General features: G+C 64.1%; 21 protein-coding genes, 1 other RNA gene and 1 pseudogene. 14 read left to right on the top strand and 9 right to left on the bottom strand.

The genetic code is table 11. From position 1 onward, the window contains the following. Window positions 1–7: 7 nt before the first annotated feature. On the bottom strand, window positions 8–505 hold the full coding sequence (locus ACVWW3_RS20165; protein WP_456648897.1) for a GNAT family N-acetyltransferase: 498 nt from the start codon (window positions 503–505) through the stop codon (window positions 8–10). Between the two features lie 75 nt (window positions 506–580). On the opposite strand from ACVWW3_RS20165, the gene ACVWW3_RS20160 reads away from it, so the two are divergent. Then, the gene (locus tag ACVWW3_RS20160; RefSeq protein ID WP_456672088.1) at window positions 581–1825 is read left to right on the top strand and encodes a GAF domain-containing sensor histidine kinase; all 1245 of its coding nucleotides are present in this window, start codon (window positions 581–583) and stop codon (window positions 1823–1825) included. A gap of 238 nt (window positions 1826–2063) precedes the next feature. Here the strand turns inward: ACVWW3_RS20160 and feoB are convergent, their stop codons facing one another. From feoB to ssrA, 7 genes are all read right to left on the bottom strand, one after another. Then, on the bottom strand, window positions 2064–3935 hold the full coding sequence (gene feoB, locus ACVWW3_RS20155; protein ID WP_456648898.1) for a ferrous iron transporter B: 1872 nt from the start codon (window positions 3933–3935) through the stop codon (window positions 2064–2066). Between the two features lie 20 nt (window positions 3936–3955). Further along, window positions 3956–4231 carry a FeoA family protein gene (locus ACVWW3_RS20150; RefSeq protein WP_247347587.1) on the bottom strand — a complete coding sequence of 92 codons (276 nt, stop codon included), beginning with the start codon at window positions 4229–4231 and terminating at the stop codon, window positions 3956–3958. 117 nt (window positions 4232–4348) lie between these two features. Continuing rightward, entirely contained in the window at window positions 4349–4603 is a 255-nt protein-coding gene (locus ACVWW3_RS20145) for a ribbon-helix-helix domain-containing protein (RefSeq protein ID WP_456648899.1), read from the bottom strand. Then, a complete protein-coding gene (locus ACVWW3_RS20140; RefSeq protein ID WP_247347585.1) occupies window positions 4600–4788 on the bottom strand; it encodes a DUF4169 family protein in 189 nt (62 codons plus the stop codon). Before ACVWW3_RS20140 ends, ACVWW3_RS20145 begins: the two co-directional genes overlap by 4 nt. A 278-nt stretch (window positions 4789–5066) precedes the next feature. After that, window positions 5067–6497: a class II fumarate hydratase gene (fumC, locus tag ACVWW3_RS20135; protein WP_456648900.1), complete on the bottom strand. Its 1431-nt coding sequence runs from the start codon at window positions 6495–6497 to the stop codon at window positions 5067–5069. A gap of 98 nt (window positions 6498–6595) precedes the next feature. Beyond that, entirely contained in the window at window positions 6596–7114 is a 519-nt protein-coding gene (locus ACVWW3_RS20130) for an SspB family protein (protein WP_247442378.1), read from the bottom strand. 113 nt (window positions 7115–7227) lie between these two features. Then, window positions 7228–7593: a transfer-messenger RNA gene (gene ssrA, locus ACVWW3_RS20125) on the bottom strand. Window positions 7594–7677: 84 nt separating this feature from the next. On the opposite strand from ssrA, the gene ACVWW3_RS20120 reads away from it, so the two are divergent. The 12 genes and pseudogenes from ACVWW3_RS20120 (at window position 7678) to ACVWW3_RS20065 (ending at window position 17811) form a co-directional block, all read left to right on the top strand. Next, window positions 7678–8295, top strand: coding sequence for a chromate transporter (locus ACVWW3_RS20120; protein WP_247442376.1), 618 nt, complete (start codon window positions 7678–7680; stop codon window positions 8293–8295). Next, window positions 8292–8825 carry a chromate transporter gene (locus ACVWW3_RS20115; RefSeq protein WP_247347577.1) on the top strand — a complete coding sequence of 178 codons (534 nt, stop codon included), beginning with the start codon at window positions 8292–8294 and terminating at the stop codon, window positions 8823–8825. Before ACVWW3_RS20120 ends, ACVWW3_RS20115 begins: the two co-directional genes overlap by 4 nt. Window positions 8826–8917: 92 nt before the next feature. Next, window positions 8918–9679 (top strand): tripartite tricarboxylate transporter TctB family protein, encoded by a 762-nt coding sequence (locus ACVWW3_RS20110; RefSeq protein ID WP_247347576.1) that lies wholly within the window; start codon window positions 8918–8920, stop codon window positions 9677–9679. A gap of 7 nt (window positions 9680–9686) precedes the next feature. Further along, a complete protein-coding gene (locus ACVWW3_RS20105; protein WP_456648901.1) occupies window positions 9687–11252 on the top strand; it encodes a tripartite tricarboxylate transporter permease in 1566 nt (521 codons plus the stop codon). Window positions 11253–11480: 228 nt separating this feature from the next. Then, window positions 11481–11741 (top strand): annotated as a pseudogene (locus ACVWW3_RS20100) (tripartite tricarboxylate transporter substrate-binding protein); the annotation flags it as partial. 168 nt (window positions 11742–11909) lie between these two features. Further along, window positions 11910–12704: a thymidylate synthase gene (locus ACVWW3_RS20095; protein WP_456648902.1), complete on the top strand. Its 795-nt coding sequence runs from the start codon at window positions 11910–11912 to the stop codon at window positions 12702–12704. Between the two features lie 5 nt (window positions 12705–12709). Continuing rightward, window positions 12710–13195, top strand: coding sequence for an N-acetyltransferase family protein (locus ACVWW3_RS20090; RefSeq protein WP_456648903.1), 486 nt, complete (start codon window positions 12710–12712; stop codon window positions 13193–13195). Continuing rightward, complete coding sequence (locus ACVWW3_RS20085) at window positions 13195–13704, top strand: dihydrofolate reductase (RefSeq protein WP_456648904.1); 510 nt, start codon at window positions 13195–13197, stop codon at window positions 13702–13704. Before ACVWW3_RS20090 ends, ACVWW3_RS20085 begins: the two co-directional genes overlap by 1 nt. Before the next feature lie 154 nt (window positions 13705–13858). Further along, on the top strand, window positions 13859–14995 hold the full coding sequence (hflK, locus tag ACVWW3_RS20080) for an FtsH protease activity modulator HflK (RefSeq protein ID WP_247347558.1): 1137 nt from the start codon (window positions 13859–13861) through the stop codon (window positions 14993–14995). Further along, window positions 14992–15888 (top strand): protease modulator HflC, encoded by an 897-nt coding sequence (gene hflC / locus ACVWW3_RS20075; protein WP_247347556.1) that lies wholly within the window; start codon window positions 14992–14994, stop codon window positions 15886–15888. Before hflK ends, hflC begins: the two co-directional genes overlap by 4 nt. Before the next feature lie 71 nt (window positions 15889–15959). Then, entirely contained in the window at window positions 15960–16166 is a 207-nt protein-coding gene (locus tag ACVWW3_RS20070; RefSeq protein ID WP_211384594.1) for a DUF2065 domain-containing protein, read from the top strand. 145 nt (window positions 16167–16311) lie between these two features. Further along, the gene (locus ACVWW3_RS20065; RefSeq protein ID WP_456648905.1) at window positions 16312–17811 is read left to right on the top strand and encodes a Do family serine endopeptidase; all 1500 of its coding nucleotides are present in this window, start codon (window positions 16312–16314) and stop codon (window positions 17809–17811) included. A gap of 132 nt (window positions 17812–17943) precedes the next feature. On the opposite strand, the gene serB is transcribed toward ACVWW3_RS20065, so the two are convergent. After that, window positions 17944–18849 (bottom strand): phosphoserine phosphatase SerB, encoded by a 906-nt coding sequence (gene serB / locus ACVWW3_RS20060; protein ID WP_456648906.1) that lies wholly within the window; start codon window positions 18847–18849, stop codon window positions 17944–17946. A gap of 11 nt (window positions 18850–18860) precedes the next feature. Here serB and miaA point away from each other — a divergent pair, with 11 nt between their 5' ends. After that, on the top strand, window positions 18861–19817 hold the full coding sequence (gene miaA / locus ACVWW3_RS20055; RefSeq protein WP_247442365.1) for a tRNA (adenosine(37)-N6)-dimethylallyltransferase MiaA: 957 nt from the start codon (window positions 18861–18863) through the stop codon (window positions 19815–19817). Window positions 19818–19869: the final 52 nt, after the last annotated feature.

Below are 19869 nucleotides of genomic sequence, written 5' to 3'. Positions count from 1 at the left end.
CCGGGTCTCACCGCCGGATGCGGTAGATCACGACGTCTTCGCCGTGCCGGATTGTGCTTCGCTCGAGGAGATAGTTGGACTTCTCCAGCACGCGGCACGATGCGCCATTGCCGACATAGACCAGGCCGATGAGGGACGGCAGCTCGTGGTGTAACAGTCCAATATCCGTCAGCGCGATCGCGGTCTCGCTTGCAAGTCCACGGCCCCAGAATTCGCGCTTGAATGCGTAGGCAATCTCGATCTCGTCGATATCATCCACCAGAATGTGCCGGATGCCCGCCCGTCCGGCGAATGCCCCGTCTTTGGTTCGCAGCACCCAGAGCCCAAAACCATGCTGGTCCCAATGCTCCATGTTGGCGCCGAGATAGATCCTGGTCGTCTCCGCCGGGCGCACGCCGCCGAGATATCGGGATACCTCGGCATCGCGATGCAATGCGACGAGGTCGGCCAGGTGATCTTCACGAAGCCTCTCGGCGGTCAGTCTCCCCGTGCTGAAATGTTCCATAGGAACAGATAGCCGCTTCCACGGTGGGGCGTCGAGCAACATTGACGTGGAATAACCTGGCTGGCAGTGCTTTCAATGTTGCAAGGACGCGCTTTGGTTGGGGTGACGGTCGCCCCGGGGCGAATGTTCCGACGCGGAGCGGCAATGGATTTCGAGCGCGACATAGCCAAGGTCAGCGGAATCGCTGCGGTCTCGACCATCCTGGACGTGGTCAGCCGGACCACCGGCATGGGATTTACGGCCGTTGCCCGCGTCACGGAGGACAGGTGGATCACCTGTGCCTCGCGTGACGAACTTGCGTTCGGGCTGAAACCCGGTGACGAGCTCAAGGTCGAGACCACGATCTGCCATGAGATCCGGCAGAGCCGTGAGGCGGTCGTCATCGAGAATGTCAGCGAAGATGCCGGGTACTTCAAGCATCACACGCCCGCGCAATATGGCTTCCAAAGCTACATCTCCGTGCCGATCATCCTTCCCGACGGTTCATTCTTCGGGACTCTTTGCGCGATCGATCCGAAGCCGCGCAAGCTTCGGACCCCCGAAGTCATCGGGATGTTCAAGCTTTTTGCCGAGCTGATCGCGTCTCACCTCGACGCGGGCGACCGCGTCGAACTGATCGAGAACAGGCTGGCGCTGGAACGACAGAATGCCGAACTGCGCGAGCAGTTTATCGCCGTGCTCGGTCACGACCTCAGAAACCCTCTTGCCGCGATCCAGGGCGGCCTGCGCCTTCTGAACAAGAAGGTCGATGAAGAGGGGCAGAACTGGATCAACCTTCTGCAAGGAAGCGTGGCCCGGATGGCGGGTCTGATCGACAATGTCATGGACCTCGCCCGCACGCGGCTCGGTGCCGGGATGCAGCTCGAGCTGAGAGAACAGGCACTCGAGCCTGTCATCAAGCAGATTGTCGCAGAGTTCGAGAACGTGCATCCGGATCGCGTTATCGAAACGGTCATCAACATTCCGGGGACTGTGAGAATCGACGCCGGCCGCATAGGTCAGATGCTGTCCAATCTTCTCGGCAACGCGATTTCCTATGGAGCGGCCAACGAGCCGATCAGGGTGCTGGCGCAAACGACCGGATCTGGCTTCGACATCAGCATTGTCAACAAAGGTGCGCCAATTCCGGCGGAGGCGATGCCGCGCCTTTTCACTGCGTTCGATCGTGGCGACGTTCTGCCGAACCAGAAAGGGCTTGGGCTCGGACTGTACATTGCCCAGGAGATCGCGCGCGCCCATGGCGGGTTGATCGTCGCGTCGTCGGTGCGGGATGAAACGGTGTTCACCGCGTCGTTCCCGGCGACACAGGCGAGCGGCTGAGAAGGCCTGCCACGCCGGCGTGTCCTGCCGTCACGGAGCGTCTCGCCAATTCTCGGACCATGCCATCATGCTCCTGTTTTGCCCGACGGGACAACCGGCGAACAGCTGGTAAGTCCGGATTGTGCGGGCTCTATCCCGGCTGCGGTCGGACGATTTTCACGCACGCGTAACCTATTGATCTCACAGCGTCGGTCTACTGTGCATGGGGTTGTTTTCGCGCTTTTTGTTTCGAGTGGGGCTACCCTGCCCCGAACGCGACCGCGACATTGTAGGTCAGAAGGCTCGCCGCATAGGCCAGCACCAGCATGTAGGCGAAGGTGACGGCCATCCAGGTCCAGCTTCCGGTCTCGCGTCGGATCACGGCCAGCGTCGAGGCGCATTGCGGGGCGAAGATGTACCAGGCCAGCATCGACAGCGCGGTCGCGAGCGACCATTTTGTCGCCAGCACCTGGCCAATCTGCTCGGCCGCTTCCTTGCCGCCTTCGATCGCATAAACGGTGCCGAGCGCGGCGACCGCGACCTCGCGTGCCGCCATGCCCGGGATCAGCGCCACCGCGATCTGCCAGTTGAAGCCGACCGGCGCGAGCAGCGGCGCAAGCGCCTTGCCGATGATCGCGGCCAGGCTGAAGTCGATCGCCGGTTCGGTTGCGCCAGCGGGCGGCTGCGGGAACGAGGCCAGGAACCAGATCAGCACCATCATCGAGAAGATCGTGGTGCCGGCACGGTGCAGGAACATCTTGGCCCGCGTATAGACGCCGATCGCGATCGATTTCAGCCGCGGCATTTTGTAGTCGGGCAGCTCCAGCATGAACGGCGCTGGCGCATAGTCGCGCAGCATGAAGAATTTGATGAGGAACGAGACGGCAAGCGCGCTGATGATGCCGGCGGCGTAGAGCCCGAACATCACGAGGCCCTGGAGGTTGATGAAGCCCCAGACGTCCTTTGCCGGAATGAAGGCGGAGATGATCAGCGTGTAGACCGGAATGCGCGCGGAGCAGGTCATCAGCGGCGCGATCAGGATCGTGGTCAGCCGATCGCGCTTGTTGTCGATGACGCGCGTCGCCATGATACCGGGGATGGCGCAGGCGAAGCTCGACAGCAGCGGAATGAAGGCGCGGCCGTGCAGGCCGGCGCCGCCCATGATGCGGTCCATCAGGAACGCGGCGCGCGCCATGTAGCCGAAATCTTCCAGCAGCAGGATGAACAGGAAGATGATGATGATCTGCGGCAGAAACACAATCACGCTGCCGACGCCCGAGATCACGCCGTTCTGAAGGAAGCTCTGCAGCAGGCCGGCGGGCAGGGTGGCGTGCACGAACTCGCCGAGCGAGTCGAAGCCCGAGTTGAGCAGCTCCATCAGCGGCTGGGCCCAGGCGAACACCGCCTGGAACATCACGAACAGGATAGCCGCGAGCACGATCAGCCCGCCGACGGGGTGCAGCACGATCGCGTCGATCCGCGCCGTCCAGGTGTCGGGCCGGCTCGGCAGGCTGACGCAATCGGCGATGATGCGGTCGGCCTCGCGCTGGGTGGAGCGCAGTTCGGCCACGCTGAGCACACGCCAGATGTTCTCCCCCGGCGCGGCGGCGAGCTTTGCCGAAATCTCGTCCGTCAGCGCCAGCAGGTCGGCCGTGCCGCCCTTGCGCACCGCGATCGAGGTGACCACGGGCACGCCAAGCTCGTTGGCGAGCCGCTCGACGTCGACAGTGATGCCGCGGCGGCTGGCGATATCGAACATGTTGAGCACGAGGACCATCGGCCGGCCGGTGCGCTTGAGCTCCAGCAGCAGGCGGATGGTCAGCCGCAGATTGGTGGAATCGGCCACGCACAGGATGAGGTCGGGCGCGGTCTCGCCGGAGGCCTTGCCGAGCACGAAGTCGCGGGTGATCTCCTCGTCCGGGCTGCGGCCGCGCAGGGAATAGGTGCCGGGCAGGTCGACCACCGAGACCTGGCGCCCCAGAGGGGTGACAAAAAAGCCTTCCTTGCGCTCGACGGTGACGCCGGGATAGTTCGCGACCTTCTGCCGGCTGCCGGTCAGCGCATTGAACAGCGAGGTCTTGCCGCTGTTTGGCGTGCCCACCAGGGCGAGATGAAGTTGGGGCAATTCCATGGAATTGGGATCCGGTCGCTTCAGGCGACGATAATGGCCATGGCTTCGCGACGGCGCACCGCGATCGTGATGCTGTCGACCCGTACGGCGATCGGGTCGCGCCCGACCAGCCCCTCGTGCAAGACCTCGACCCGGGCGCCTTCGACGAAGCCGAGCTCGATCAGCCGGCTCTCGAGTTCGATGTCCGAGAGCGCCGAGCCGGCGTCCTTGGCAGAAAGGTGCTGGATGACGCCGGTATAGCCGCGCTGGGCCAGACCCAGCGGCATGTGCGGACGCGTATCATGGATGTCGGTCATGCCCCTGTATTTTCAACGCAGGGCATCGAGGTCAAGCGCGCTGGCTCGCGGAAGCTGCATCTTAGAGTTATTTTAAAGTAGCAGCTTCGTGACGGAGGGGAATCGGCGCCAGGGCGGCTACTGCGCCGGGACCTTTTCCGACTGGATGTCGGCCATGGCGCGGCTCTTGAAGTAGTCGAGCACGAACAGGCGGATCGCCGAGGACAGATTGCCCTGCTGGCGGTTGCCGTCGATCTCGCCGACCAGCTCGGACAGCGTCATGTTGCGCAGGCCCGAGATCTCCTTCATGCCGTTCCAGAACGCCTCTTCCAGGCTGACGCTGGTCTTGTGGCCGGCGACGACGATCGACCTTTTCACGACGGGCGACTTCATGGCTGCTCCTCGCGATCGATCTGGTGCTGGTCCAGGTGTGCCTTCGCCTGGTCCGCGCGCGTCTGCTCCGCCGACCGTTCCGCCTTCGTGCGGCCGAACTTCGTTCGGTTGGCGTCCGCCTGCTTCGCCGTGGCTTCCCGCTCGGCGCGCTTCCTGAAACGTTTCAGGTTGATGACGTTCCCCATGCCGCGTCTCCATCATCCGATCCTCCGTGGGCTGGATGAAACATTCAGAAACAGGGTGCCGCGTTGCGCCCCACAAGACTTGATCGCCATTCGCTCGTCCTCGTCAATCGGCCCCTTGGGCCATCAAACGATGAATTTCGCTCCGTGAAGGGCAGAGGGGCTGCGTAACACACCGCCCCGCCGCGACATTGACGGTAATCAAATCCGGCCCTCAAAGCCTCATATTTCTGCAGCGCGCGCGTCCGTATCACTACGGATGGCTATCGGAATTCGGAATTTTATCCCGGGCTGGTCATCTTCTCGGGGCGCACCAGGCGGTCGAACTCGTCCGCCGAGACGAAGCCGAGCCGCAGTGCCTCCTCCTTCAGCGTGGTGCCGTTGGCATGCGCCGTCTTGGCCACCTTGGCCGCGTTGTCGTAGCCGATCTTGGGGGCGAGCGCCGTCACCAGCATCAGCGAGCGCTGCATCAGCTCCTTGATGCGCTTCTCGTCGGCGCGGATGCCGCTGACGCAATGCTCGGTGAAGGAGCGCGCGGCGTCCGCCATCAGCCGGATCGAGTGCAGCATGTTGTAGGCCAGCACGGGCTTGTAGACGTTGAGCTCGAAATGGCCCTGGCTGCCGGCGACCGTGATCGCGGTGTGATTGCCGAACACCTGGCAGCACACCATGGTCATCGCCTCGCACTGCGTCGGATTGACCTTGCCCGGCATGATCGAGGAGCCCGGCTCGTTCTCCGGCAGCATCAATTCGCCGAGGCCCGAGCGCGGGCCGGATCCGAGCAGGCGAATGTCGTTGGCGATCTTGAACAGGCCGGTCGCGACCGAATTGATGGCGCCGTGCGCCGACACATAGGCGTCGTTCGAGGCCAGTGCCTCGAATTTGTTGGCGGCGCTGGTGAAGGGCAGCTTCGTGATGCTGGCCGCGTGCTTTGCGAACAGTTTTGCGAAGCGCGGCTTCGAATTGAGGCCGGTGCCGACGGCGGTGCCGCCCTGCGCCAGCGGATAGAGCTCCTTCACCGCGACCTTGAGCCGGGCGATGCCGCTCTCGACCTGCGCGGCGTAGCCGGAAAATTCCTGGCCCAGCGTCAGCGGCGTCGCATCCTGGGTGTGGGTGCGGCCGATCTTGACGATCTTGGCGAACTCCATCTCCTTCTTGCGTAGTGCACGGAGCAGCTCACCAAGGGCCGGGACGAGATCGGCATTGATACGGCTTGCCGCCGCGATGTGCATCGCGGTCGGGAACGAGTCGTTCGACGACTGGCTCATGTTGACGTGATCGTTGGGATGGACCGGCTTCTTGGCGCCGAGCTCGCCGCCGAGCATTTCATTGGCGCGGTTGGCGATGACCTCGTTGAGGTTCATGTTGCTCTGCGTGCCCGAGCCGGTCTGCCACACCACCAGCGGAAAATGATCGTCCAGCTTGCCTTCGATCACCTCGCGCGCGGCGCGGATGATGGCGTTGGCGCGGCGCTGGTCGAGCAGGCCAAGTTCCTGGTTGGATTGCGCCGCGGCGAGCTTGACGATGCCGAGCGCATGCACGAGCGAGATCGGCATGCGATCGATGCCGATGCGAAAATTCTGGCGCGAGCGTTCGGTCTGCGCCCCCCAATAGCGATCAGCGAGGACCTCGATGGGGCCGAAGCTGTCGGTCTCGGTGCGGGTCGCGGGGCGCGAGGAGCGGTCGGTTTTCGAGCGGGCGATCTTGGCCATGGGCACATCCATTCCGCCGCGCGAACGCCGCGCAGCCTCTTCATGTGCTTCTATATAGGGAGTTTGGCCGTGTGCGACGGGCTCCGGCCCAATCTAGATCATTTCTTGCGGAAACGATCCAATCGCACGACTTCGGCGCCGCCCTGGTTCGGGCCGGCCGGCTCTTCAGAGCTTTCCGTCGTCTCGGCCGCAGACGCCGGCACCGCGACCGCGGACGGGGCGGGAGCGGCCGGCAATGTCTCGGGCGAGACCTCGGCAACATCGGAGGTGTCGAACTGGAGGCCGAATTTCACGGACGGATCGAGGAAGCTCTTGATGGCGCTGAACGGCACGATCAGCCGCTCCGGAATGCCGCCGAAGGACAGGCCGACCTCGAAGCGGTCCTCGAGCACGGTCAGATCCCAGAACTGGTGCTGCAGGATGACCGTCATTTCTTCCGGGTACTGCGCCAGCAGTCGCGATGAGATCTTCACGCCGTCGGCCTTCGAGACGAAGGTGATGAAGAAATGATGCTCGCCCGGCAGTCCTTGGGACGCGGCATCGGTCAGCACCTTCCGCAGCACGCCGCGCAGCGCGTCGCGGGCCAGCACATCGTATCGGATATGATCGGTCGCCATGGTGGTCCTGTTGCATTCCAGAAGTTGGGCCCCGCCGGCCCGACTCGCCAAGCCGCGATAATACCGCGCCTGACGGGTCAGCAGGAGTCCCCGCCGGGTAGGAAATGGAGGTAAGTGGAGGCTTCTGTTGCCAGGTGCCTCCGAACCCCGCCTAACGGAGCTTAACCCGTTAGGACTTCAGAATGGTCTTTCAAACTGCGTTACGCAGCCTGAGCAACCGGAGCAAAGTTGTCGTTGGCAACTATTGCATAGCCCGATAACGGCGGAACAATACCGAGAAAAAGAACGCCCTTTACGCCCTCGTCGATCCTATTTCGCCCCCGCCAAAGCCCGCTCTAGGGCTAGCCCGCTGGTGGGCTTTGGTGGAGGCGCCGGGTACCGCCCCCGGGTCCGAATGGTTTATTGCGACGACCGTTTATTTCCATAGCCGGCGAACCGGCACCCCCAATATAGGGGGCAAAGGTTTCAAATGACAGGTGTTTCGAGCGGTTTTCCGGAGGTTCCCTTTGGATAGGTTCCCGACTGGCTTGGCCGCGCGACGGCCGGCGTTCTAAGCTCCTGACATGTCCAAGGATTCCGCACCGGCCGCCCAACACCCAGATCAATCGCCGGACCGTCCAGCCACCAACCCCGTTCCGCCCGGCCTCGTCGCGCTGTTCCTGGCCTTCGCCAGGATGTCGCTGGCCGGTTTCGGCGGGGTGTTGGTATTTGCCCGGCAGGCCATCGTCGAGCAGCACCGCTGGATGACCGCGGACGAGTTCAACGAGACTTTTGCGCTCTGCCATTTCCTGCCCGGGCCCAACATCGTCAATCTGTCGATGGTGTTCGGCGCGCGGCTGCGCGGGATCGCGGGTGGTATTGCCGCCTTCGCCGGGTTGTTGCTGCCGCCGACGTTGATCATGACGGTGCTTGCGATCATCTACGCCCGGTTCGGCGATGTGGAGGTGCTGCGCCGCATCCTCGCGGGCATCTCCTGCGCGGCGGTCGGGCTCTTGATCGCGGTGGTCTTCCGGATGATGACGCCGCTGCTCAAGCGGCTGGACGTCGTCGCGCTCATCCTGATGCTGGCCGTGTTTCTTGCCATCGGCGTCGTTCGCCTGCCGCTCCAGGCCGTGCTTTTGGTTGCGATCCCCGTGAGTGTCGGCGCCACCTTCCTGATGCGGCGGAAGGTAGCCGCATGAACGCCGAGAACCCGATCTGGGCGCTGATCTCCACCTTTGGCCTGATGTCGCTGTTCGCAGTCGGCGGCGCCGCGGCGGCGGTGCCAGAGATGCACCGCATCGCGGTCGATGTGCATCACTGGATGACCGACAAGCAGTTCGCCGATGCCTATGCGATTGCGCAGCTCTCACCAGGTCCGAACGTGCTTATCGTCACGCTAATCGGCTACGCCGTTGCCGGCATCCCCGGCGCGCTGGCGGCGACCTTGGCCATGTGCCTGCCGACGGCGCTGCTTGCCTATTATGTCAGCCGGCTCCTCAACCGCCCCAGCCAATCGCGCTGGCCCGTGCTGATTCAGGCTGCATTGGTTCCGCTGTCGATCGGACTGATGGCGGCGAGCGCCTTGATCCTGGCACAGTCGACCGATCGCACCATTGCTGCACTGCTTCTGACCGCGACGGTTGCAGTGATCGCCTCGGTCTCGCGCATCAATCCACTATGGCTTTTGCTCGCCGGAGGCCTGTTGGGTTTTGCTGGCATTGTGCAATGAAAATCGCTAGGCAGTGATCCGGGCGGGGGGATCGTTTTCCAGCCGATTAGAACAACATTGCTCGTGGCTTACGGGTCGCGGAGGAGATAGGCATGGCCGATACGATGGGCCACTCGGCGACAGCCAACCGAAACACGTCGGTGGCGCTCAGCTTTTGTCTGCTGGCCATAGCGCCGCAGATCTTCGAATTCATCTGGTCGTTCGGGACGATCTTCGGCTGGGGCACCGGACGCGGTCCGGCCACCGTCGTGATCAGTCACGTGACGGCGCTGCTCGCGGGCGCCCCCGGCGCGCTGATCGGAGCGATCGGCGGTGACACCAAGAAGGCGTCATCCGATGTGCTGCTGGCGCTGATCTATTCCTATCCGCTGTTTGCGGTGGCGATCCTCACGATCTTCATGACGATCAGGTCGGCGCAGGACTATGTCGGCGGGATCGTTCTGATGGCGCTGGCCTTGTTCGCGCTGTGGGCCTCCAGCGATTTGCAGGGTATGCGCGGCTTCTCCTTCGGCGCCGGCACGGCGCCGCGAATGTTTGGCGGGCTCCTCGTCGCGCTTGGTGCCGGCATCGCGTTGACGGGATTGTTGTCTGATGGACCGGCGATGGCACATTATGCCTGGCGCGGACCGCTGTTCGTATTGATCTCGATCGTCTTCTTCGCGCTGGCGATTCGTCCGCTTGGGGTCGTGGTTACGGCGTTCGTGAGCTTCCTGGTCGCGGCGATGGGCACGCATGAGACGCGCTGGATCGAAGCCATCATCGTAGGCGCCTGCCTGACGCTCGGCTGCGCGCTGCTCTTCCCTTACGTGCTCGGGCTGCCAATGCCGATGTTCCCGCGTTTCCTGGTTCAGTGAGGGTGTGATGGCCGATCTTTTTCACAATCTGGGCCTCGGTTTCGGTGTGGTGTTTCAGATCTCCTGGTGGTCACCGTCGTGGCTGTTCGGACTGTCGCTCCCGATTTCGATCAATATTCTCATGTGCCTGATTGGCGCACTGGTCGGCACGCTTGTCGGCGTGCTGCCGGGCATCGGCACGGTCGCAACCGTGGCGATGCTCCTGCCGATCACGTTCGGATTGCCGCCGGTCGGCGCGCTGATCATGCTCGCCGGCATCTATTACGGCGCCCAATATGGCGGTTCGACCACCTCGATCCTGGTCAACATTCCCGGTGAGGCGACGTCGGTCGTCACCGCCATCGACGGTCACCAGATGGCGAAGCAAGGCCGCGCCGGTCCGGCGCTGGCGATTGCGGCGATCGGCTCGTTTTTCGCCGGCTGCGTCGCGACCATCCTGATCGCCATCCTCGGTGCGCCGCTGACCAAGCTCGCGCTGGCATTCGGTCCGGCCGAATACTTCTCGCTGATGGTGCTCGGCCTGATCTTCGCGGTGGTGCTGGCCAAGGGCTCTGTGCTGAAAGCGATCGCGATGATCGTGTTCGGCCTGTTGCTGTCGATGGTCGGCTCTGACATCGAGACCGGCGCCTCGCGCATGGCGTTCAACATTCCGGAACTCGCCGACGGACTCGGCTTCGCGACGGTGGCGATGGGCGTGTTTGGATTCGCCGAGATCATCCGGAACCTCGATGCCGGCGCCGAGATGAACCGCGACCTCGTGCAGCAGAAGATCACCGGCCTGATGCCGACCAGGAAAGACCTGATCGACTCGACGCCTGCGATCCTGCGCGGCACCGTGCTCGGCTCGATCCTCGGCATCCTGCCGGGCGGCGGCGCCGTGATCGCCTCCTTCGCGGCCTATACGCTCGAGAAGAAGATCGCCAAGAACCCGTCGCGGTTCGGCCGCGGTGCGATCGAGGGCGTTGCGGCGCCGGAAAGCGCCAACAACGCCGCGGCGCAGACCTCCTTCATCCCGTTGCTGACGCTCGGCATCCCGCCCAATGCGGTGATGGCGCTGATGGTGGGCGCGATGACCATCCACGGCATCGTGCCAGGCCCGCAGGTGATGCAGAAGCAGCCGGAGCTGGTCTGGGGCATGATCGCTTCGATGTGGGTCGGCAATCTGATGCTGATCATCATCAACCTGCCGCTGGTCGGAATCTGGGTGCGGCTGTTACGCGTGCCCTACCGGCTGATGTTCCCCTCGATCGTGATCTTCTGCGCGATCGGAATCTACTCGGTGAACAACGCACCGGTCGATGTCATCCTCGCTGGCGTGTTTGGTCTGGTCGGCTACTGGCTGATCAAGCACGATTTCGAACCGGCGCCGCTATTGCTCGGCATGGTGCTCGGACCGCTGATGGAAGAGAACCTGCGCCGTGCGTTGCTGATCTCGCGCGGCGACTGGAGCGTGTTCCTGACGCGTCCGCTGTCGGCCGTGCTGCTGGCCATCGCGGCGGGTCTCTTGGTCCTCACGGTGCTGCCCACGCTGCGCGCCAAGCGCGACGAGGTGTTCACCGAATCCGAGAACTGATCGCGACGCGCGCTGCGTCGGCGCGGCGCCCTGTGTCGGGGCGCCGCATTCGGATGTCGAATCGACTTGTGTGACCGCTTCGTGAAATGAAAATGCCGGCCCTGTGGCCGGCATTTTGTTTTATGTCCGAGGGGTCGACATGACTTGCATTCGCGCACTTGCGGGCGCATGTGCCGCGGCGCTGGCATCGTTGTGCGCCTTTGTCGCTCCAGCTGCTGCACCCTATCCTCGACGGCGGAAGCCGGCCTGCCTGCATTCCAGGCCCAGGCCTGGAACGCGATGTTCGCGCCGAAGGGAACTTCGCCCGCGATCATAGCGCGCCTGAACGCCGCGGCCGTCAAGGCGCTCGACGACGCGACAGTGCGCAAGCGCCTGCTCGAGCTCGGCAGCGTCATTCCGGCGCCCGCGGACCGGACGCCGGAGGCGCTGGCGACCCTCGTCAGGAGCGAGATCGCGAAGTGGACCCCGGTGCTCAAGCCGGCAAGTTAGCCAGCAGGATCAAGTCGATAGGCGAGGGGCGGCACGTAAGTTCCGCCCCTTGTCGTTTGCGCCGGGAACACTCATTTTTCCGGGTATAATGCGTATGGATGGCGAATCGACGCTGTCGCAGCGCGGGGGTGGCCGCTAAGTTTGCCGCCTCCCCAAAGGCTCACGCACATGCACCAGTATCAGGACCTGCTCGAGCGGATTCTTTCAGACGGCGCGGAAAAGACCGACCGGACCGGCACCGGCACGCTGTCGGTGTTCGGCCATCAGATGCGCTTCAACCTGTCCGCCGGCTTCCCGATGCTGACCACCAAGCGCCTGCCGCTGAAGGCGATCGTGCATGAGCTGTTGTGGTTCCTGAAGGGCGACACCAACGTCAAATATCTGCGCGACAACGGCGTCACCATCTGGGACGAGTGGGCAGATGCCAACGGCGATCTCGGACCCGTCTACGGCCATCAATGGCGCTCCTGGCCCGCGCCGGACGGACGCAGCATCGACCAGATCGCCACCGTGATCGACATGATCAAGCGCAATCCGGATTCGCGCCGCATGATCGTCTCGGCATGGAATCCGGCCGAAGTGGACAAGATGGCGCTACCGCCGTGCCACTGCCTGTTCCAGTTCTACGTCGCCAACGGCAAGCTGTCGTGCCAGCTCTATCAGCGCTCGGCCGACGTGTTCCTCGGCGTGCCCTTCAACATCGCTTCCTACGCGCTGCTCACCATGATGGTGGCGCAGGTCACGGGTCTGAAGGCCGGCGACTTCGTGCATTCGTTCGGTGACACCCACCTCTATTCCAACCATCTGGAGCAAGCGAAGCTCCAGCTCACGCGTGCGCCGCGCGCGCTGCCGGTGATGCGGATCAATCCTGACGTGAAGGATATCTTCTCCTTCCGTTACGAGGATTTTGAGCTGGTCGGCTACGATCCACATCCGCACATCAAGGCGGCAGTCGCGGTCTGAAGCCGATGTCGCTCAACATCCGCCGTGTGCGTCCAGACGAAGCCGGGCTCGTTCTCGCTTTCATCCGCGAGCTCGCCGAGTACGAAAAGCTTTCGCACGAGGTCGAAGCGACCGAGGCGATGATCACCGACGCGCTGTTCGGTGAGAGACCGCAACTCCATTGCGCAATCGCCGAGTGGAACGGCGAGCCGGCCGGCTTCGCGGTGTGGTTTGTGAATTTCTCTACGTTCAGCGGCCGCCACGGCATCTATCTCGAAGATTTGTATGTGCGGCCGTCGCATCGGGGCAGGGGCCTCGGCAAGGCGCTGCTCGTGCGCCTTGCCGTGGAATGCGTCGAGAACGGCTGGTCGCGGCTGCAATGGGCGGTGCTCGACTGGAACGCACCGTCGATCGCGTTCTACAAGTCGCTCGGTGCCGTCATGCTGGACGACTGGACGCTGTGCCGCGTCACCGGACCAGCGCTGACGCGGCTTGCCGGGAGCGCGACCTGATGGAGATCGTCTTCGTCGTCGCGATCGCTGAGAACGGCGTCATCGGCGCCGGCAACGCGATTCCGTGGCGATTGAAATCCGACATGGCGCGCTTCAAGGCGCTCACGATCGGCAAGCCCGTGATCATGGGCCGCAGGACCTTCGAATCCCTGCCCCGGCCGCTTCGAGGCCGCACCAACATCGTCATCACGCGCGATGCGGATTATCGCGCCACTGGCGCCATCGTCACGACATCGGCTGCCGATGCAGGCGCCGTCGCGCGCGGCGATGCCCTGCGGCGTTCGGTCGCCGAGATTGCCGTGATCGGCGGCGCCGAAATCTATCGGCAATGGCTCGATCGCGCCGATTGCCTCGAAATCACCGAAGTGCATGCGCGCCCCGAAGGCGACACGTATTTCGACATCGACAAGGCAGACTGGGATGAGGTGGCGCGTGTACGTCATCCTGCCGGACCCGACGACAGCGCCGACTACTCCTATGTGACATATCGTCGGCGGCCGCGCCATTAACCGCTTTCGCCAATGTTTACATTGACTTTTATCGTGCCCGAGCATAGCTCGGAAGACAGCGAGGGCCGCGTTGTAAGGGACCTGCCTGTCCCCTATAAAGCCGGACCGGACAAAGCGGGCTGGGGCAATTTCACCCTGCCGAGGAGAGCGTCGAATGCCGTGGAAGAATCAGGGCGGTGGCCCATGGGGCTCGGGTCCGAAGGGACCATGGGGCAACGGCCCGCAACCGGTCGGGCCGAGGCCGCCGGATTTGGAAGACCTTCTGCGCCGTGGCCAGGACCGCCTCCAGCAGATCATGCCGGGCGGCTATTTCTCCGGCATCGGCATCACGCTGATCGTGCTGCTCATCGTCGCGTTCTGGCTGCTGTCGGGCTTCTTCCGGGTGCAGTCCGAAGAGCTCGGCGTCGTGCTGCGCTTCGGCAAGCATGTCCGAACCGTGGAGCCCGGCCTGAACTATCACCTGCCCTATCCGATCGAGACCGTGCTGCTGCCGAAGGCACTGCGCGTTTCCACCATCTCCATCGGCATGACGCTGATCGACGATCCGGCGCGGCGCGGCCGCTCCATTCGTGACGTGCCGGAAGAGAGCCTGATGCTGACCGGTGACGAGAACATCGTCGACGTCGACTTCACCGTGCTCTGGCGCATCAAGCCCAATGGCGTTGGCGATTTCCTCTTCAACATCCAGAATCCCGAGGGCACCGTGAAGGCGGTCGCCGAGAGCTCGATGCGCGAGGTGATCGGCCGCTCGCAGATCCAGCCGATCCTGACCGGCGCGCGCAACGTCACCGAACAGGGCGTGCAGGAGCTGATCCAGAAGACCCTGGACACCTACGGCGCCGGCATTCAGATCAGCCAGGTGCAGATGCAGAAGGTCGATCCGCCGGCCCAGGTGATCGACGCCTTCCGCGACGTCCAGGCGGCGCGCGCCAATCTCGAGCAGTTGCAAAACGAGGCGCAGACCTACGCCAACCAGGTCGTGCCGCAGGCACGCGGACGTTCAGCGCAGATCATGCAGGCCGCCGAAGGCTACAGGGAGCAGACGGTCGCCGAGGCCAAGGGCCAGAGCTCGCGCTTCCTGAAGGTTTACGATGAATACAAGAAGGCGCCCGACGTGACGCGTGAACGGATTTATCTGGAGACGATGGAGCGCGTGCTCGGCGGCTCGGAGAAGCTCATCTATGACGGCGGCCAGTCGGGCCAGGGCGTCGTGCCCTATCTGCCGCTCAGCGAATTGACGGCCAAGCGGCCGCCTGCAACCGGCCAGCAGACGACCGGAGGCAACCGATGAGGTCTCCAGTTACAGGTATCGTCGCGCTGCTCGGGCTCCTGCTTGTCGTGATCGTGGGCTACATGTCGCTGTTCACGGTAGCGCAGACCGAGCAGACCATCGTGTTGCAGTTCGGCCGGCCCGTCGACGTCGTTACCGCTCCCGGCCTGCATTTCAAGGCGCCGTGGAATTCGGTGATCAACATCGACAAGCGGATCCTCGATCTCGAGAACCCGTCACAGGAAGCGATCGCGTCCGACCAGAAGCGGCTCGTGGTCGACGCTTTCGCGCGCTACCGCATCAAGGACGCGTTGCGGTTCTATCAGAGCATCGGCTCGATCCAGGCCGCCAACATCCAGCTCACCACCCTGCTGAACGCGGCACTGCGCCGCGTGCTCGGCGAGGTCACGTTCATCAACGTGGTGCGCGACGACCGCGAGAAGCTGATGCAGCGCATCCGCGATCAGCTCGATCACGAGGCCGACGGCTACGGCATCCAGGTCGTTGACGTCCGGATCCGCCGCGCCGATTTGCCGGAGCAGAACAGCCAGGCGGTCTATCAGCGCATGAAGACGGAGCGCGAGCGGGAAGCCGCCGAGTTCCGCGCGCAGGGCGGCCAGAAGGCACAGGAGATCCGCTCCAAGGCAGACCGCGAGGCAACCGTGATCGAGGCAGAAGCAAGGTCACAGGCCGAGCAAACGCGCGGCGTCGGCGATGCCGAGCGCAACCGTCTGTTCGCCGAAGCCTACGGCCAGGATGCGGATTTCTTCGCCTTCTACCGCTCGATGTCGGCCTATGAGAACGGGTTGCGCTCGAACGATACCCGCTTCCTCCTGCGCCCGGACTCGGATTTCTTCCGGTTCTTTGGTAACCCGTCCGGCAAGACGGCGACCACGACGCCAGCGAAGCCGTAAGCCAGACGAGGGCGGCCGGTCTGGCAGCCCTTCGTCCGGACAAGAACAGCACAACGGGAGGTTCCAATCCGATGAGGTCCATTGCGTTCGCCGACTTCCTCATCGGCTTGGGCATCCTGTTCGTGCTGGAAGGCTTGATGTTCGCGGCAAGTCCGGCCTGGATGCGCAAGGCCATGAAAAGCGCCATGGCCACTCCGGACAATGTCCTGCGGGCGGTGGGGATTGGTTCGGCCGTGGCCGGCCTGATCCTGATCTGGGTTATGCGACGTCCAATTTAGCCGTCGCGCCAACGCCAAAGTGAAGGCGAGGGACCGGTTTTCGCCGTATTGTCCGGGTCTTGAGGCCCGATTAAGGTCCGCGCTTGCGCCGTCCCCCCGTTCAAGCGCAGTCTTGACGCCGAATCCGCATTCCCTGGAGATCACAATGACCGCTGCCATCATTGCCCCGACCCGTTTGCGCTTAGGGCTGGCCGCGCTCGCCGTTGGCGCTTTCAGCGCATTCGGCACACCGGCCTCTGCGCGCGGACCGGACGGCATCGCCGACGTTGCCGAGAAGGTGATCGACGCGGTCGTCAACATCTCGACCTCGCAGACCGTCGACGCCAAAGGTGGCGGCGGCAGCAACGCCATGCCGCAACTGCCGCCCGGCTCGCCCTTCGAGGAGTTCTTCGACGACTTCTTCAAGAATCGCAAGGGTCCCGGCGGCGGCAGCAAGGGCGGCGAGAACAGCCCGGCGCCACGCAAGACCAACTCGCTCGGCAGCGGCTTCATCATCGACACATCAGGCGTCGTCGTCACCAACAACCACGTCATCGCGGACGCCGACGAGATCAGCGTCATCCTCAACGACGGTACCAAGATCAAGGCCGAGCTGGTCGGCGTCGACAAGAAGACCGACCTTGCCGTGCTGAAGTTCAAGCCGCCGAAGCCGCTGGTGTCGGTGAAGTTCGGCGATTCCGACAAGCTGCGTCTCGGCGACTGGGTCGTCGCGATCGGCAATCCTTTCAGCCTCGGCGGCACCGTGACGGCCGGTATCGTCTCGGCGAAGAACCGCGACATCTCCTCAGGTCCCTACGACAGCTACATTCAGACCGACGCCTCCATCAACCGCGGCAATTCCGGCGGTCCGCTGTTCAACCTCGATGGCGACGTCATCGGCGTCAACACCCTGATCATCTCGCCGTCCGGCGGCTCGATCGGCATCGGCTTCGCCGTACCGTCGAAGACGGTCGCGGGTGTCGTCGACCAGCTCCGTCAGTTCGGCGAATTGCGCCGCGGCTGGCTGGGTGTCCGCATCCAGAGCGTCACCGACGAGATCGCCGAGAGCCTCAACATCAAGCCGCCGCGCGGAGCGCTGGTTGCCGGCGTTGACGACAAGGGCCCGGCCAAACCGGCCGGCATCGAGCCCGGCGACGTCGTCATCAAGTTCGACGGCAAGGACGTCAAGGACCCGAAGGATCTCTCCCGCGTCGTCGCCGACACGGCGGTCGGCAAGGAGGTCGACGTCATCATCATTCGCAAGGGCCAGGAAGAGACCAAGAAGGTCACGCTCGGCCGGTTGCAGGATCCCGACAAGGTACAGGCCGTGGTGAAGACCGATGAGCCCGCGCCTGAAAAGACCGTGACGCAGAAGGCGCTCGGCCTCGATCTCGCGGCGCTGAGCAAGGATCTGCGTACGCGCTACAAGATCAAGGACACCGTCAAGGGCGTGGTCGTCACCAATGTCGACGCCAATTCGGACGCCGCGGAAAAGCGGCTCTCCGCCGGCGATGTCATCGTCGAGGTGGCGCAGGAGGCGGTGTCAAACGGAGCCGACATCCAGAAGCGGGTCGACCAGCTCAAGAAGGACGGCAAGAAGTCGGTGCTGCTGTTGGTGTCGAATGCCGACGGCGAGCTGCGGTTTGTCGCGCTGAGCGTGCAGTAGGAAGAACGGCCTACCACAAACTCACTGTCATGCCGCGGCTTCTCGGTTCCATCCTCGCGGTCTCTGGAACTCTGGATCACCCAGCCCAGTGCGCAATTGCGCACAAGGCGGACGACAACGGCGGAGAGGACGCTACGCCCCCACGAACTCTTCGCGCCGATACCCCTGCGCATACAGCAGCGCGGTGAGATCGCCGTGATCGATCCGCGCCGCGGCCGCGGCCGCAACCGACGGCTTGGCATGATACGCCACGCCCAGCCCCGCCGCCTGGATCATCGCGAGATCGTTGGCCCCGTCGCCGACGACGACCGAGTCGATGTCGTCGAGATCGAACGACTCCATCAAATCCACCAGCGTCGCGAGCTTTGCAGCGCGCCCCAAGATCGGCTCCTTCACCTCGCCGGTGAACTTGCCGTCGCGGACGACGAGCTCGTTGGCGCGGTTCTCCTGGAAGCCGATCTTGGCAGCGACCGCACGGGTGAACAGCGTGAAGCCACCGGAGACGAGGCAGGCATAGGCGCCGTGGGAGCGCATGGTCGCGACCAGTTCGCGGCCGCCCGGCGTCAGCGTGATGCGCTTGGCCAGCACCTCGTCGACGGCACTGGCGGGGAGGTCCTTGAGCAGCGCAACGCGCTCGCGCAGCGCCGGCTCGAACTCGATCTCGCCGCGCATCGCGCGCTCGGTAATGGCGGCCACGTGGGTCTTCATCCCGACAAGATCGGCGAGTTCGTCGATGCACTCCTGCCCGATCATGGTGGAATCCATGTCGGCGAGAAAAAGCTTCTTGCGCCGGAAGCCGACTGGCTGCACGACGATGTCGATGGGAAGGTCGCCGCGAAGCTCGCGCAACCGCTGTTCGATGGCGTGACGGTCGCCTTCGAGGTTACTGTCGGCGCCGAAGGGGATGTCGACTGCAACCCCGTCGAACAGCCAGTGCGCGGGAGCCGCCTGTGGCAGCACGGCGCGGGCGCCGTCGACGATGGTAGAGTCGAGCGCGGGATTATTCGGGTTGCAGATCAGCGTGGCGACGAGGGACATTTGAGGTTTTCGTGAGCGAGGGGCAAGTCGGCAGAAGGCATGTTGGCAAGGCCGTGCTTATCGCAGGCCCGACCGCCAGCGGCAAGTCGGCGCTGGCGCTCGAGCTTGCGCTCGCTACGGGCGGCGTCGTCATCAATGCCGATTCCATGCAGGTCTACCGCGACCTCCGCATCATCACCGCGCGCCCGACACAGGGCGACGAGGCGCGGGTGCCTCATCGCCTGTACGGCCACGTCGATGCGGCCGTCAATTTTTCGGCCGGTGCCTGGGTGAGCGACGCGGCGAAGGCGCTCGAAGAGGCGAAAGCCGAAGGCCGCCAGCCGATCTTCATCGGCGGCACCGGGTTGTATTTCAAGGCGCTGACGGCGGGCCTTTCCGTGGTACCGCCGATCCCTGCCGAGCTACGCGAGGACGTTCGGGCGCGGCTGGAGCGGAACGGCGTCGAGGCGCTGCACGCGGAACTCGCGCGTCGCGATCCGCGGGCGGCCGAGCGATTGAACCTGCGCGACCGCACGCGCATTGCGCGCGCGCTCGAAGTGGTCGAAGCCACCGGCCGTTCGCTACTGGACTGGCACCATGAGGGCCAGCCGCCGCTCTTGCCCAGGGACAGTTTTCGCGCGGTGTTCCTCGCGCCCGAGCGCGACGAGCTCTACGCCCGCATCGACGCCCGCTTCGACACCATGTTAGGGGCCGGCGCACTGAAGGAGGTTGAGCGTCTCGCCGCCCGAAACCTCGATCCGCTGCTGCCGGCGATGAAGGCTCACGGCGTGCCGGCCCTGATCCGGCAGCTGCGCGGTGAGCTCAGCCTGGAGCAAGCGGCCACGATCGGCCGCGCCGACACGCGCCATTACGCCAAGCGGCAGTTCACCTGGTTCCGGCACCAATTGCCGGAGTTCGAATGGGTCAAGCCGGAGGAGGCGAGGGGCTGGCTCGCGGCGATCGTGAACGCGGCACGGGACTCGGGCTGACGTGCTTTTGTGCCTCGGCTCCCATATTTACCGCTCGCCGAACTCCGGGAAC

It is taken from the genome of Bradyrhizobium sp. LM2.9, from assembly GCF_054056555.1.
Note: the sequence above shows the minus strand (reverse complement) of the source record. Positions and strands in the feature narration are given on the sequence as shown.